We start from the raw sequence: 16961 nt of genomic DNA, 5'->3' as shown, positions 1-16961 counted from the left end.
TGCGGGAGGTGCTGGCCGGTGAGGAGGGCGATCACCCGCCGTTCGACCGGGTCGACGTGGTCCAGCCGGCACTGTTCGCGATGGGTGTGGCCCTGTCGGCGTTGTGGCGGTCGCTGGGTGTGGAGCCTGCCGCGGTGGTGGGTCATTCGCAGGGCGAGGTCGTCGCCGCGGTGGTCAGCGGGGCGCTGTCGCTGGAGCAGGGCGCGCGGATCGTCGCCGCCCGCTCCCGGGCGGTGCTGGCCTGTGCCGGTCAGGGCGGCATGGCGCTGATCGAGCGGCCGGTGGCGCAGGTGGAGCAGTTCCTCGCCCCTTACGGTGAGGCCCTGTCCGTCGCGGCGGTCAACACCGCCGGTTCGACGATCATCTCCGGCGAGGCGGACGCCATCGCCCGGATCGTGTCGGAGCTCGGCGCGCAGGACGTCTACGCCCGCAGGATCAACGTCGACTACGCGTCGCACAACGCCCAGATGGACCCCCTCCTGCCGCGCCTGGCCACCGAGTTCGCGGACCTCACCCCCGACCGGGCGCGGATCCCTCTCTACTCGACGGTGACTGGTGAGGTCGCCACCGGGCCGGAGCTGGACGGCACATACTGGTGCCGCAACCTGCGCGAGCCGGTCCGCTTCGACCGCGCCCTGACCCAGCTCCTCGACGACGGCCACACCGTCTTCGTGGAGATCTCCGCCCACCCCGTGCTGTCGATGCCCCTCACCGACGGCAGCGCCGAACACGGCGGCATCGTCGTCGGCTCCCTCAGCCGGCGGGCCGGCGGCACGGCCCGGCTGCTGCACAACCTGGGCCTGCTCCACGTCCAGGGCCACCCCCTCGACTGGGACCGGGTGCTGGGCACCGGCACCCTCGTGCCACTGCCGACCTACGCCTTTCAGGGCGAGCGCTACTGGTCGGACCCACCCAGCACGAACGGGGACGCCGGATCGCTCGGTCTCGACGCCTGCGCACACCCCTGGCTCGGCGCGGTGACACCGCTCGCCGACGGCGAAGGCCACCTGATCACCGGCAGGCTGTCGCTCGCCGAGCAGCCGTGGCTGAAGGACCACACGGTCTTCGGGTCGGTCATCGTGCCCGGCACCGGACTGCTGGAGATGGCCACCGCCGCGGCACACGAGGCCGGGGCGGCCGGGGTCGCCCAGCTGACACTGGCCGAACCGCTGGTGATCGACGACGCCGTACGCATCCAGATCACCGTCGGCGCGCCGGACGCCACGGGCCGCCGGACGATCGCCGTCCACAGCAGCCCGCAGACCGCGCCCGCCGCATGGACGCAGCACGCGTCCGGCGAGCTGACCGAGGCCACCGCCGAGCCGGACACCGCGGTGTCCGGTGAACTGGCGCAGTGGCCGGTGCCGGGAGCCGAACGGGTCGAACTCGACGGTCTCTACGACCGGTTCGCCGCGCAGGGCATCGACTACGGGCCCCTCTTCCGCGGCCTGACCGAGCTGTGGCGCAAGGGCGACACCGCCTACGGCCTCGTCCGCCTGCCCGAGACGGACGCCGCCGCCGGGTTCCTGCTGCACCCGGCGCTGCTGGACACCGCCCTGCACGTCATGAAGGGCGTCGCCCGCGAGGAGGCCCCCGGCGCGCTGCTGCCCTTCGAGTGGAGCGACGTCGCGCTGCACGCGGCGGGCAGCGGCGAACTGCGCGTACGCATCGACGTCTCCGACGTCTCCGACGTCTCTGGCGGCGCCGCGAGCGGCCGGCGCATCCGGGTGTGGGCCTGCGACGCGGCCGGCGGGCCCGTCATACGGATCGGGGCGCTGCATCTGCGCCGGGCGACGGCCGGGCAACTGCGCTCCGCGCGCGGCGGCGCCGGCGCACTGCACCGTCTGGAGTTCCGGCCGGTCGCGGCCCCCGAGGCACGCGGCCCGGTCGCGGACGCCGTACTGACGGGCACGGGCCTGATCGCCGCACTGCTGGGCGTACCGGCCCTCGCGGACGGCGAGGCCCTCGCCGCGCGGCTCGCCGCACACCAGGACGCACCCACCCGGATCGTCGTCGACGCCACCGGAAGACCACCGTTCGACAGCGAGCCCGAAGCCGCCTACCGCGCCACCGAGTTCGCCCTGGCACAGCTCCAGGAACTGCTGTCCGACGACCGGCTCACGCACACCGAGCTGGTGTGGGTGACGCGCGGCAGCGTGGCCGCCGCGCCCGGCGACACGCTCGACGGACTGCCCAACGCGCCCCTGTGGGGCCTGGTCAGGTCCGCGCGCGCCGAACACCCCGAGCGCACGCTGCGCCTGGTCGACCTCGGCCCGGACGACACCGACCGCGACGCGCTCGTCCGCGCCCTCGCAGTCACCGGCGAGCCCGAACTGGCCGTCCGCGACGGCGAGGTGCGGGCCGCCCGCCTGGTCCGGGCCGCACCCGACGACGACACCGCCGCGCTCCGGGCCCTCGACCCCGAGGGCGTGGTACTGATCACCGGCGGCACCGGCGAACTAGGCCGCGAGACCGCCCGGCACCTGGTGCGCCACCACGGCGTACGGCACCTGGTGCTGACCTCACGGCGCGGGCCCGACGCGCCCGGCGCCACGGAAGTGGTCCGGGAACTAGAGGAAGAAGGCGCCCGATGCGTCCGCGTGGTGGCCTGCGATGTCTCCCGGCGCGATGACGTGGCGCGGTTGCTCGGTGCGGCTGCGCAGGACCGCCCGTGGACTGCGGTCCTGCACCTCGCGGGAGTCCTGGACGACGGTGCCCTCCTCGGCCAGGACGCGCGGCGGCTCTCCCGCGTGATGGCCCCCAAGGTCACGGGCGTCCACCACCTGGACGAACTCACCCGCGACCTGGACCTCGCGGCGTTCGTGCTGTTCTCCTCCGCCGCCGGCACCATCGGCACCGCGGGCCAGAGCGTCTACGGCTCCGCCAACGCCTACCTCGACGCGTTCGCCGCCCGGCGCCGCGCGCAGGGCCGCCCCACCACCAGTCTCGCCTGGGGCCTGTGGCACCAGGCCGGCATCGGCATGACCTCCCACCTGGGCACGGCCGAACTGGCACGGATGCGCCGCCAGGGCATCGCCCCGATGCCCTGCGACCAGGGCATGGCCCTGCTGGACACGGTGCTCGCCCGCCCGGCCGGCGACTTCGTGCCCGTGCTGCTCGACCTGCGGGCCGTGCAGAAGGAAGCCGACCAGGCAGGCGAGGTGCCCGCCCTGTTCCGGGCACTCCTACGGGCCCGGCCGCGCCGCGCGGTCGGCGGCTCCGGCCCCGGTGACGGCCCCGGCGGCGCCGGTGGTGGCCTGCGCGAACGGCTGCTCGCGACGCCCGGGGAACAACGCACGGAACTGGTCACGGACATGGTGCTGGGCGAGGTCGCCACGGTGCTGGGCCTGCCCGGTACCGGGACGCTCGTCCCGCAGCAGGTGCTCAAGGACCTGGGCCTGGACTCGCTGATGGCGGTCGAACTGCGCCGCCGCCTCTGCGCGCAGACCGGCCTGTCGCTGCCCGCGACCCTCGCCTTCGACCACCCGACCCCCGAGCACATCACCCGGCTGGTCCTGTCCCGCATGGACCTGCCGTCGACCCCCGCCCCCGCCTCCGGCACGGCGGCCGATCACGACCCGGCGTCCCTGCCGAGCTGGAGCGACCCGGCCGAGACCCAGGAGGAGGAGCGCTCCGTCGACGAGATCAACGCCGAACTCGACGCGCTGCTGGAGGCATCCGGGCTCGACCTCGACTGACCCGCCGGCACGGAACCGAAAAGGGCCCGACACCGCTCAAGCCGTGCTCGACCGGTCGCCGGGCATCCTGCCGCCATGACGGATACGGACTTCGCGATTCAACCCGCGTTCTTCGCCGACCCCTTCCCCACCCTGCGCGCCCTCCAGCAGGCAGGGCCGGCCCGCCCCGTCCGGCTGCCGGACGGGGTGGAATGGTGGTTCGTCACCCGGCACGAGGACGTCCGCACCGGCTTGGCGGACCCACGGCTGAGCAGCGCGGCCAACGACCACATGGCCAACGACGAGAACCTGCCCACCACGGACGCCATCACGAGCGCCAACAACGCCACACGGCGCTCGCTGGTGAACCTCGACCCACCGGACCACACCCGCCTGCGCAAACTGGTCGTCCGGGCGTTCAGCGCCAAACGCGTCGACGGACTGCGCCCGCGCGTGCAGCAGATCGCCGACACACTCCTCGACGCCATGGCCGCCGGCGACGGCGAGACCGACCTCATCGGCGCCTACGCGTCCGTCCTGCCCATCCGGGTCATCTGCGAACTGCTCGGCGTCCCCGAGGACCACGACGCCCTCCGCGCCAAGACGAGCGCCGCCTTCCAGGTCGTCAAGGACGACGCCTCCGCCAACGACATGGCACAGGCTTTCGCCTGGCTCACCGCGTACACCGAGCGCCTGATCGCGCTGAAGCACGACAACCCCGGTGACGACCTGCTCAGCGACCTGATCGCGGTGCACGAGGAGGACGACGACAGACTCGACGACGAGGAACTGGCGGCCATGGCGCTGACCCTCCTCCTCGCCGGGCACGAGACGACGGTCCAGCTCATCGGCAACGGCATGAACGCCCTGTTCGACCATCCCGAGCAGTTGTCCATGCTGCGGCAACGACCCGAACTGGTCAGCACCGCCGTCGACGAACTGCTGCGCTACGACGGCCCCACCAACCCCGGCGTCGCCCGCTACGCGACCCAGGACGTGACCCTCGGCGGAGTCCGCATCCCCCGTGGCGCACTGGTCCTGCTGTCCGTCGCCGCCGCCAACCGGGACCCGGCCCGATTCACGGACGCCGACCGGCTCGACCTCACCCGCGACGCCACCGGACACCTCGGCTTCGGACACGGCATCCACTACTGCCTCGGCGCGCGGCTGGCCCGCATGGAGGGCGAGATCGCCATCGGCTCCCTGATGCGCCGCTTCCCGGGCATACGCCGCGCCGTGCCGGCCGAGGAGACCCGGTGGCGGCTGGGCATGGTCCGAGGGCTGGCCTCCCTGCCCGTGATCTTGCGGTGACGACGTCCAGAGTGCGTCCACTCGTGCTCTAGCTCGCCCCGATTCGATGGTCGGACACCACAACTGTCCCGGGTACCGCCGCTTTCCGGCCCCGTCGCACACGACGGCGTCACGCGCCTGGCAGCGAGGGTCGCGCTGATCGCGCAGAAAGGCTCGACGTGTCGAACACACAGCAGGACCTGAAGGCCGCGCTGCCCGCCATCCGGGCACTGCAGAAGCGGGCAGCCGATCTGGAGGCCCAGCTCACCGACCCGATCGCGGTGGTGTCGATGGCGTGCCGCCTGCCGGGCGGTATCGACACCCCCGAGGCGTACTGGGAACTGCTCGCGTCCGGCGCCGACGCGGTGGGCGCTCTGCCCGACCGCTGGTGTGGACTCGACCTGTACGACCCTGACCCGGAGGCCGTCGGCAAGAGCTACGCGCGCGAGGGCGGCTTCCTCGCGGACGGGCAAGTGGAGGACTTCGACGCCGGGTTCTTCGGTATCTCGCCGCGTGAGGCGGTGTCGATGGATCCGCAGCAGCGGCTGGTGCTGGAGGCGTCGTGGGAGGCGCTGGAGCGGGCCGGCATCCGGCCCGAGACGCTGAGCGAGAGCCGCACCGGCGTCTACCTCGGCACCATGAGCACCGACTACGGCGACCTCGGCCGCAACCTGGACGCCCTGGACGGCTACGTCAGCACGGGCAAGGCGTCCAGTGTCGTCTCCGGACGGGTCGCCTACACGCTGGGCCTGCAGGGCCCGGCCATCACGGTCGACACCGCCTGCTCGTCGTCGTTGGTGGCCCTGCACCTCGCCGTCCAGGCGCTGCGCCAGGGCGAGTGCGAACTCGCCCTGGCCGGCGGCGTCACCGTGATGAGCGCACCGTCCCTCTTCGTGGAGTTCTCCCGCCTCAAGGGCATGGCCGCGGACGGCCGGTGCAAGTCGTTCTCGGCTGCCGCGGACGGTGCGGGGTGGTCGGAGGGTGTGGGTGTGCTGGTGCTGAAGCGGTTGTCGGCCGCGCAGCGGGACGGTGACCGGGTGCTGGCTGTGGTGCGTGGGTCGGCGGTGAATCAGGACGGGCGCAGTCAGGGGCTGACGGCGCCGAACGGTCCGTCGCAGCAGCGGGTGATCCGGGATGCGCTGCAGGCGGCGCGGCTGGTGCCGGGGGACATCGATGCGGTGGAGGCGCACGGGACGGGGACGTCGCTGGGGGATCCGATCGAGGCGGGTGCGCTGGCGGCAGTGTTCGGTCCGGGGAGGGATCCTGGGTCGCCGGTGTGGTTGGGGTCGTCGAAGTCGAACATCGGTCATGCGCAGGCGGCCGCGGGTGTCGCGGGTGTGATCAAGATGATCCTGGCGCTGCAGCACGGGCTGCTGCCCAAGACGCTGCACGCGCAGCAGCCCAGTGCGCTGATCGAGTGGGAGGACAGCGGGCTGCGGCTGGTGCAGGAGGCACAGGCCTGGCAGCGCGATGCTGCCCGTCCTCGCCGCGCGGGTGTGTCGTCGTTCGGTCTGAGCGGCACCAACGCCCACGTGATCGTGGAGGAGGCGCCGCTCACCGAGACCGCCGGGACCGCCGAGCCGTCTGAGTTGCCCGGGGAAGCGGCGGGTGCGGTGCCGGTCGTGGTGTCCAGCCGCGACGAGGCCGCGCTGCGCGAGCAGGCGGGACGCTGGGCGTCGTGGCTGTCCGGGCAGGAAGAAGTGCGTCTGGCGGATGCGGCGGTCACCGCTGCCCGGCATCGTACGCACTTCGAGCAGCGGGCCAGTGTGGTGGCGGCGGACGTGCCGGAGTTGGTGCGGGCGTTGCGGGCGCTGGCGGCCGGTGAGGCCCACGACGCGGTGGTGACGGGGACCGCGCAGCGGCACGGGAAGGTCGTGTTCGTCTATCCGGGCCAGGGTTCGCAGTGGGTCGGTATGGGCCGTGAACTCCTCGTCTCCAGTGCGGTGTTCCGCGAGTCGGTCGAGGCGTGTGATGCGGCTTTGCGCCCCTTCACCGGCTGGTCGCTGCGGGAGGTGCTGGCCGGTGAGGAGGGCGATCACCCGCCGTTCGACCGGGTCGACGTGGTCCAGCCGGCACTGTTCGCGATGGGTGTGGCCCTGTCGGCGTTGTGGCGGTCGCTGGGTGTGGAGCCTGCCGCGGTGGTGGGTCATTCGCAGGGCGAGGTCGTCGCCGCGGTGGTCAGCGGGGCGCTGTCGCTGGAGCAGGGCGCGCGGATCGTCGCCGCCCGCTCCCGGGCGGTGCTGGCCTGTGCCGGTCAGGGCGGCATGGCGCTGATCGAGCGGCCGGTGGCGCAGGTGGAGCAGTTCCTCGCCCCTTACGGTGAGGCCCTGTCCGTCGCGGCGGTCAACACCGCCGGTTCGACGATCATCTCCGGCGAGGCGGACGCCATCGCGCAGATCGTGTCGGAGCTCGGCGCGCAGGACGTCTACGCCCGCAGGATCAACGTCGACTACGCGTCGCACAACGCGCAGATGGACCCGCTCCTGCCGCGCCTGGCCACCGAGTTCGCGGACCTCGCCCCCGACCGGGCGCGGATCCCTGTGTATTCGACGGTGACTGGTGAGGTCGCCACCGGGCCGGAGCTGGACGGCACGTACTGGTGCCGCAACCTGCGCGAGCCGGTCCGCTTCGACCGCGCCCTGACCCAGCTCCTCGACGACGGCCACACCGTCTTCGTGGAGATCTCCGCCCACCCGGTGCTGTCGATGCCCCTCACCGACGGCAGCAGCGAGCACGGCGGCATCGTCGTGGGTTCCCTGGCCCGTGAACAGGGCGGATTGGCGCAACTGCTGCGCAACGCGGGCCTGTTGTACGTTCAGGGCCACCCCCTCGACTGGGACCGGGTGCTGGGCGCCGGCACCCTCGTGCCACTGCCGACCTACGCCTTCCAGCGCCAGCGCTACTGGCACCAGAGCGAGGAGACGACGGGCGACGCCCGTTCCCTGGGACTACGGCCGGCGGAGCACCCCTGGCTCGGTGCGCTGACGGCCACCGCGGACGACGACGGCTACCTGTTCACCGGCCGCGTGTCGCTGCCGGAACACCCGTGGCTGGCCGAGCACTCCGCGTTCGGCACCACCCTGGTCCCCGGCACGGGCCTCCTCGAACTGGCCCTGGTGACCGCCGACCACGTGGGCGCGCAGGCGGTCGAGGAACTGACGCTGCTGGAGCCTGTCGTCCTCACCGACGACAGCGCGCTCGGCCTCCAGGTCGTCGTGGGCGGCCCCTCGTCCGACGGCCGGCGCTCCATCGTCGTCTACAGCCGGCCCGAGTCCGCCGACGAGGACGTCCCCTGGCGGCAGCACGCGGCCGGGGCATTGTCGTACGCCACCACGGGCGACACCGACGAGCCCACCGGTCTGACGCAGTGGCCCGTCCCCGGCGCCGAGCGGATCCCGCTCGACGGTTTCTACGAGGCGTTCGCCGCGCGCGGCCTCGGCTACGGCCCGGCCTTCCAGGGCCTGACCGAGCTGTGGCGCAGCGGGAACACCGCCTACGGCCTGGTGCAGTTGCCGGAAGCCCTCGCAGCGGATGCGTTCGGCATCCACCCCGCCCTCCTGGACGCCGCGCTGCACGCCCTGGTGACGCTGCACGGACGAACCGGAGCGCAAGATCATGTCCTGCTGCCCTTCGTGTGGTCCGCGGCGCGGTTGCACGCCGTCGGCAGCACCGAACTGCGCGTCCGGATCGACCTCGACACCGCTGCGGACACGCTGCGCGTCCGTGCGACCGACCGGTCCGGACGGCTCGTCGTCGAGGCGGATCTGCGGCTGCGTGAGGCCACCGCCGAGCAGGTCCGCGCGTCCCGTCCCGGCACCGCCCACCTGCACCGCGTCGAGTTCCGCCGACTGCCCGCCCCGCCCGCCGCGCCCGAGGGCGTCGCCTGGGTGACGGAACTGGCGGACCCGGCCGCGCTCGACGCGCTGACCGGCCGGCTCGACGCCGAAGAGGACGCCCCCGAGCGGATCGTGATCGACGCCACCGCCCCGGCCACGACCGCGCTGGAGACCACGTCCCTGGCCCTCGACCTCCTCCAGGGCCTGCTCGCCGAACCGCGCCTGGACGGCGTGCCCCTGCTCTGGGTCACCTCCGGCGCCGTGGACGCCGGAGACGGCACGGGCGTACGGGCGCCGGCCGGCGCGGGACTGTGGGGACTGCTGCGCACGGCCCGCACCGAGCACGCGGAACGCCCGGTGCACCTGGTCGACACCGACGGCTCCGTCGACCCCGCCCGGGCCCCCCTGATCGCGCAGGAACCCGAAGCGGTCGTACGAGACGGCGAAATCCGTGTCGCACGCCTCGTCCGCGCTGCCGGACAGGCCGCGACGGCACCCCTGGACCCGGAAGGAGCCGTGCTGATCACCGGCGGCGCCGGTGAACTGGGCCGGCAGGTCGCCGCCCACCTGGTGCGCGAACACGGCGCACGCCACCTGGTCCTCACCTCCCGGCGCGGCCCCGACACCCCCGGTGCCGCCGAGCTCGTCGCCGGGCTGACGGAGGCGGGCGCGGCGAGCGTCCACGTCATCGCCTGCGACGTCTCCGACCGCGAACGCCTCGCCGAGGTGCTGGCCGCCACCGACCGGCCCTGGACGGCCGTCTTCCATCTCGCCGCGATCCTCGACGACGGCCTGCTGACCGGCCAGACCCGGGAGCGGCTCGCCACGGTCTGGGGACCCAAGGCCCAGGCCGCCGAGCATCTCCACGACCTCACCCACGGCATGGACCTGGCCGCGTTCGTGCTGTTCTCGTCCGCCGCCGGAGTCCTCGGCGGCGCCGGACAGTCCACCTACGCCGCCGCCAACGCCTACGTCGACGCGCTCGCCGCACACCGCCGCGCCGCCGGCCTGCCCGCCACCAGCCTGTCCTGGGGACTGTGGCAGCAGACGGGCATCGGCCTGACCGCCGCACTGGGCCAGGCCGAACTCACCCGGCTGCGCCGTCAGGGCGTCGGCGCGCTGACCGCCGCCCAGGCGCTCACGGCACTGGACACGGCCCTCACCCAGCCCCACGCCCACCTCGTCCCCGTCAGACTGGAGCTCACCTCACTCCAGCGCACCCTCGACAGCGAAGGCGAGGCAGCGGTCCCGGCGGTGCTGCGCGCCCTGCTGCGCGCACCGCGCCGCCACGCCGCACAGGCCGGTGCCGACCAGCCGGACCTGCGCGGCCGCCTGCTGACGCTGTCCGAGGCCGACCGGCGCGGGTCGCTCACCGACCTGGTCCGCAAGGAGGCAGCCACCGTCCTGGGCATGCCCGGCCCCGAAGAGGTCGGCAAGGAACAGGTCTTCAAGGACCTGGGCCTGGACTCCCTCATGGCGGTCGAACTGCGCCGCCGCCTCTCGGCCGAGACGGGCCTCCCCCTGCCGTCGACCCTCGCCTTCGACCACCCCACGTCCAGCGCCATCGCCGACCTGCTGCTGAGCAGGCTGGACCTGGACTCCGGCCCCAAGACCCCGCCGGCCACGGCCCTCACCCGGGACGCGGACCGGTCCGCGGACGAGCCGATCGCGGTGGTGTCGATGGCGTGTCGTCTGCCGGGTGGTATCGACACCCCCGAGGCGTTCTGGGAGCTGCTCGTGTCCGGTGGGGATGCGGTGGGTGGGTTTCCGGGGCGGTGGCGGGGGCTGGATCTGTTCGATCCGGATCCGGAGGTGGAGGGCAAGAGTTACGGCTGTGAGGGCGGCTTCCTCGCGGACGGGCATGTGGAGGACTTCGATGCGGGGTTCTTCGGTATCTCGCCGCGTGAGGCGGTGTCGATGGATCCGCAGCAGCGGCTGGTGCTGGAGGCGTCGTGGGAGGCGCTGGAGCGGGCCGGGATCCGGCCCGGGGCGCTGAGCGGCAGCCGGGCCGGTGTGTATCTGGGGGCGATGAACTCCGATTACGGGGATCACCGCACGCACGATCTGCAGGCTCTGGACGGTTATGTCGGCACCGGCCGCGCCTCCAGCATCCTGTCCGGCCGGGTGTCCTACGTCCTCGGCCTCCAAGGCCCGTCCCTGACCGTCGACACCGCCTGCTCCTCCTCCCTGGTCTGTCTCCACCTCGCCGTTCAGGCGCTGCGCCAGGGCGAGTGCGAACTCGCCCTGGCCGGCGGCGTCACGGTGATGTCCACACCGTCGACGTTCGTGGAGTTCTCGCGGTTGAAGGCGATGGCTCCCGATGGCCGGTGCAAGTCGTTCTCGGCTGCCGCGGACGGTGCGGGGTGGTCGGAGGGTGTGGGTGTGCTGGTGCTGAAGCGGTTGTCGGCCGCGCAGCGTGACGGTGACCGGGTGCTGGCTGTGGTGCGTGGGTCGGCGGTGAATCAGGACGGGCGCAGTCAGGGGCTGACGGCGCCGAACGGTCCGTCGCAGCAGCGGGTGATCCGGGATGCGCTGCAGGCGGCGCGGTTGGTGCCGGGGGACATCGATGCGGTGGAGGCGCACGGGACGGGGACGTCGCTGGGGGATCCGATCGAGGCGGGTGCGCTGGCGGCAGTGTTCGGTCCCGGTAGGGATCCTGGGTCGCCGGTGTGGTTGGGGTCGTCGAAGTCGAACATCGGTCATGCGCAGGCGGCTGCGGGTGTGGCGGGTGTGATCAAGATGATCCTGGCGCTGCAGCACGGGCTGCTGCCCAAGACGCTGCACGCGCAGCAGCCCAGTGCGCTGGTCGAGTGGGAGGACAGCGGGCTGCGGCTGGTGCAGGAGGCACAGGCCTGGCAGCGCGATGCTGCCCGTCCTCGCCGCGCGGGCGTGTCCTCGTTCGGCCTGAGCGGCACCAACGCCCACGTGATCGTCGAAGAGGCGCCGCTCACCGAGCCGGCCGAGCCGGTGGCCGAGGAGACGGCCGGCCCGCTGCCGGTGGTGCTCTCCGGACTCGACGAGGCCGCGCTGCGCGAGCAGGCGGGACGCTGGGCGTCCTGGCTGACCACTCACGAAGGAGTGCGCCTGACCGATGTGGCGCGGACGGCCGCCACACACCGTACGCACTTCGCATCACGGGCCGCGGTGACAACCGCCTGCCTCGACCAGCTGGTGGAAGCCCTGGAGGCACTCGCCGACGGCCGCCCCCACCCCGCCCTCACCCACGGCACCACCGCACCACGCGGGAAGGTCGTGTTCGTCTTCCCCGGCCAGGGCACCGACTGGGAGGGCATGGGCAGTTCGCTGCTGGAGCAGAGCGACGCCTTCCGCGACACCGTGACGGCCTGCGACGCGGCGCTGCGGCCGTACACCGGCTGGTCCGTGCAGGCGCGACTGCGCGGCGAGCACACCGACTCCCTGCCCTTGACGCGTCTGGACGTCGTCCAGCCTGTGCTCTTCACCATGTACGTCGCCCTGGCGGCGGCCTGGCGGTCACTGGGCCTCGAACCCGCCGCGGTCGTCGGCCACAGCCAGGGCGAGGTGGCCGCGGCCGTCGTGTCCGGCGCACTGACCCTCGAGGAGGGCGCCCGCATCGTGGCGCTGCGCAGCCGCGCGCTCCACTGCGACGGCGGCGGTGGCGAAATGGCCGTCGTCGAACTGCCCGTCGCCCAGGTGCAGGAACGCATCGCGCCGTACGGCCAGGCCCTGTCGATCGCCGCGGTCAACACCGGCCGCTGGACGGTGATCTCCGGCGACACCGACGCCATCGAGGACGTCCTGATCGAGCTGGACGACGAAGACGTCTCGTGCGGGAAGCTCAACGCCGCCTGCGCCTCGCACAGCGCGCACATGGACCCCCTGCTGCTCGGCCTGCGAGCCGAGTTCACCCGCCTGCGCCCGCAGCCCACCGGCGTACCGTTCTACTCGACGGTCACCGGCGGGCCCCTCGACGGATCCGAACTCGACGCGGACTACTGGTGCCGCAACCTGCGCGAGCCGGTGCGCCTCGACCTCACCCAGGCCCGGCTGCTGGACGACGGCTACGACGTGTTCGTCGAAGTCAGCCCCAGCCCGGTACTGGTCATGCCGCTCACGAACGGCTGCGCCGACACCGACGGCCTCGTCGTGCCGAGCCTCCAGCGCAATCACGGCGACCTGGGCGAACTCCTGCGCACCCTCGCCCTGCTGCACGTCCAGGGCCTCGACATCGACTGGAGCCGCGCCCTCGGTGGCGAACTCCGGCGCGCGGACACGGTACTCCTGCCCACGTACGCCTTCCAGGGCGAGCGCTACTGGACCGAGACCGCACAGGGGACCGGCGACGCGAACTCGCTGGGCCTGGTCACCGCGCAGCACCCCTGGCTGAGCGCCGTCACCACGCTGGCCGGCGCAGAGGGACATCTGTTCACCGGCCGGCTGTCGACGGCGCTGCACCCCTGGCTGAAGGACCACACCGCATTCGGCACCGTCCTGGCCCCCGGCACGGGACTGCTCGAGCTCGCCCTGGTGGCGGCACGGGAGACCGGCGCCGGACACGTCGGCGAACTCACCCTGTCCGAGCCGCTCATCCTCGACGACGACCGCGCAGTGCACCTCCAGGTCACGGTGGACGCGCCCGACCTGACAGGCGAGCGCTCCATCGCCGTCTACTCGCGGCCCGAGTCGGACCAGGAGCACTGGACCTGCCACGCCTCCGGGCGGCTGCTCGACGGCCTCCCGGACGGCCACGAGCAGGGCTTCGAGAGCCTGCGGCACTGGCCGGCCCCCGAAGCCGAGGCGGTCCCCCTGGACGGGTTCTACGAACGGCTGGACGCCCAAGGCGTCGGATACGGCCCCGCCTTCCGGGGCCTGACCGAACTGTGGCGTGACGGCGACACCGCGTACGGCCTCGTCCGTCTCCCCGAGGACGTCCCGACCCAGGACTACGGGATGCACCCCGCCCTGCTCGATGCCGCCCTGCACACCGTCCAGGCCGTCCGGGACCTGGACGAGTCCGACCGGCGAGTGCTGCTGCCCTTCGCCTGGGAGAGCGTGGAACTCCACGCCGCGGGCAGCTCCACCCTGCGGGTGCGCGTGGACCTGGACGGCGCGCGCTCCAGCGCCCGGCTGTGGGTGGCCGACGCCCAGGGCAGGCCGGTGGCCGCGGCCCGCGCGCTGCGGATGCGCGAGGCGAGCGCGGAACAGTTGCGGGCGGGCCGCCCGGTGGAGCACCTCCACCAGGTGGACTTCCAGCCGCTCCTCGCCCCGGTGACGCGGCAGGAGACGGCCGCGACCTGGCTGCTCGGCGACGAGCGCTTCCTCGCCGGGCTGGCCGACGTCACGGACACCGGACACATCGAGCACCTCGCCGGTGCGGACGCCCTCACGGCACGTCTCGCCGAGGACCGCCCGGCGCCCGCTCGGCTGATCGTCCTCGCCGTCCCCGCCCCGGGCACCGCCGCTGCCCAGCACACACCGGACACCGACGACGGCAGCACCGTCGCGGACCTGCGGGCACGCACCGCCGGGACCCTGGAACTGCTGCGGGCGCTGCTGGCCGAGGAACGGCTCGCTTCCACCGAACTGGTCTGGGTCACCCGCGGCGCCGTGGACACCGGCGACGGTGTGCCGGACCTCGCCCACAGCGGTGTGTGGGGCCTGCTGCGGGCGGCCCGCACCGAGCACCCCGAGCGGGTCCTGCGCCTCATCGACACCGACGGGCCCTCCCCGGCGCTGGCCCGCGCACTGACGGTGACGGACGAACCCGAGATCGCCGTACGGGGCGAGGCGCTGCTCGGCGCCCGCCTGGTCCGGGCCACCGGCACCACCGGCACCACCGGCACCACCGGCACCACCGGCGGTGACGGCTTTGCGCACGGCCCGGACCCGGACGGCACCGTACTCGTCACCGGAGGCACGGGTGAACTCGGCCGGCAGGTCGCCGCCCACCTCGTCCGCGCACACGGAGTCCGCCACCTCGTACTGACCTCCCGCCGCGGCCCCCAGGCCCCCGGCGCGAGCGACCTCGTACGCGAACTCCACGACGCCGGCGCCGAGACCGTACGCATCGAGGCGTGCGACGTGACCGACCGCGGCCGGCTCGCGGACATCCTGGCCGCCGCGCCGGACGGCCACCCGTGGACCGGAGTCGTCCACCTGGCGGCCGCACTCGACGACGGCCTGCTCCAGCACCAGGACAGCGAACGCCTGTGGACGGTCATGGGCCCGAAGGCGGCCGGAGCGGTCCACCTCGACGAACTCACCCGCCGGGCCGGCGCGGACCTGTCCCTGTTCGTGGTGTTCTCCTCGGTCGCCGGAATCCTCGGCGGTGCCGGGCAGTCCACCTACGCCGCCGCCAACACCGTCCTGGACGCGGTGGCCGCCCGCCGCCGCGCCGACGGCCTGCCCGGCACGAGCCTGTCCTGGGGCCTGTGGGAGCCCAACGGCGCCGGCGTGACCGACGCCCTGAACGACGCCGACCTGGCCCGGATGCGCCGCCGCGGCATCTCCGCCCTGACCTCCGGCCAGGCGCTGCACCTGCTGGACGCCGCACTGTCCCGCTCGGAAGCCCACCTCGTACCGGTCAAGCTGAGTCTGGGAGCGCTGCAACGCGGTCTCGACAAGGGGGACGAGACCCCCGCCCTGCTGCGTGGCCTGCTCCGGGGCAGGCTGCGTCGCGCCCAGGGCGCGACGGCACCGGTCACCCTCCGGGACCGGCTGCGTTCCGCGTCCGCCAGGGAACGACACCGGACCGTCCTGGAGACGGTCCGCCGCGAGGCCGCCGTGGTGCTGGGCCTCCCCGGCCCGGAAGCCGTGGACGCACACCAGGTCTTCAAGGAGGCGGGCCTGGACTCCCTCATGGCGGTCGAACTGCGCAGGCGCCTGTCCGCGGAGACCGCGCTCACCCTGCCGGCCACTTTGGCCTTCGACCATCCGACCCCCGACTCCATCGCCGCGTTCCTGCTGGACCGACTGCCGCAGGACGACATCCCCGAGCGCCCGGGACGCAGGGCGGGGACCGGCCCGCTGACCGAGGTGCAGATCGACAGCCTGGTGGAACTCCTGCGGTCCGCCACGCCGAAACAACTCGAGTCGCAGGGCCTGGCATCGGCCTTCCTCGACCTCAAGGAGGGCCTGACGAAAACCGTCACCACCGCAGAAGCAGCCCCCGTCGAGCTTGAGGCCGACAGCACCGAAGACCTTCTGCAGTTCCTTGACGACAAGTTTGGAGTCAGTTCATGACCGCGCCCGACGTCGAGAAGCTCGAGTCCTACCTGAGGCGTGCCACGACGGCCCTGCTCAAGGCCGAGAAGGAACTCGACTCGGAGCGGGCCGCCCGCACCGAGCTGATCGCGGTGGTGTCGATGGCGTGTCGTCTGCCGGGTGGTATCGACACCCCCGAGGCGTTCTGGGAGCTGCTCGTGTCCGGTGGGGATGCGGTGGGTGGGTTTCCGGGGCGGTGGCGGGGGATGGATCTGTTCGATCCGGATCCTGAGGTGGAGGGCAAGAGTTACGGCTGTGAGGGCGGCTTCCTCGCGGACGGGCATGTGGAGGACTTCGATGCGGGGTTCTTCGGTATCTCGCCGCGTGAGGCGGTGTCGATGGATCCGCAGCAGCGGCTGGTGCTGGAGGCGTCGTGGGAGGCGCTGGAGCGGGCCGGGATCCGGCCCGGGGCGCTGAGCGGCAGCCGGGCCGGTGTGTATCTGGGGGCGATGAACTCCGATTACGGGGATCACCGCACGCACGATCTGCGGGCTCTGGACGGTTATGTCGGCACCGGCCGCGCCTCCAGCATCCTGTCCGGCCGGGTGTCCTACGTCCTCGGCCTCCAAGGCCCCGCGATGACGGTCGACACCGCCTGCTCGTCGTCGTTGGTGGCCCTGCACCTCGCCGTCCAGGCGCTGCGCCAGGGCGAGTGCGAGGTGGCCCTGGCCGGCGGCGTCACCGTGATGTCCACGCCCTCCCTCTTCGTGGAGTTCTCGCGGTTGAAGGCGATGGCTCCCGATGGCCGGTGCAAGTCGTTCTCGGCTGCCGCGGACGGTGCGGGGTGGTCGGAGGGTGTGGGTGTGCTGGTGCTGAAGCGGTTGTCGGCCGCGCAGCGTGACGGTGACCGGGTGCTGGCTGTGGTGCGTGGGTCGGCGGTGAATCAGGACGGGCGCAGTCAGGGGCTGACGGCGCC

Annotated in this window: 3 protein-coding genes and 1 pseudogene; all 4 read left to right on the top strand. The window is 73.0% G+C overall.

Features of this window, described 5'->3' with window-relative positions; genetic code table 11:
* Positions 1-3698 (top strand): type I polyketide synthase (locus Q5694_RS34555; protein ID WP_333937480.1); only part of this gene is annotated, 3698 nt, incomplete at its 5' end.
* 75 nt (positions 3699-3773) lie between these two features.
* The gene (locus Q5694_RS34550; RefSeq protein WP_333937479.1) at positions 3774-4988 is read left to right on the top strand and encodes a cytochrome P450 family protein; all 1215 of its coding nucleotides are present in this window, start codon (positions 3774-3776) and stop codon (positions 4986-4988) included.
* A gap of 248 nt (positions 4989-5236) precedes the next feature.
* A pseudogene (locus tag Q5694_RS34545) lies at positions 5237-16024 on the top strand (beta-ketoacyl synthase N-terminal-like domain-containing protein); the annotation flags it as partial.
* A gap of 32 nt (positions 16025-16056) precedes the next feature.
* Positions 16057-16961, top strand: a 905-nt coding sequence (locus tag Q5694_RS34540) for a beta-ketoacyl synthase N-terminal-like domain-containing protein (protein WP_443040994.1), incomplete at its 3' end; no start/stop codon positions are given.

It is taken from the genome of Streptomyces sp. AHA2 (genome assembly GCF_036857595.1).
In the GTDB taxonomy this organism is placed as follows: Bacteria; Actinomycetota; Actinomycetes; order Streptomycetales; family Streptomycetaceae; genus Streptomyces.
Note: the sequence above shows the minus strand (reverse complement) of the source record. Positions and strands in the feature narration are given on the sequence as shown.

Coding starts and splice junctions, on each gene's coding strand:
- Q5694_RS34550 (WP_333937479.1), top strand. CDS start 3,774: ATGACGGATACGGACTTCGCGATTCAACCCGCGTTCTTCGCCGACCCC.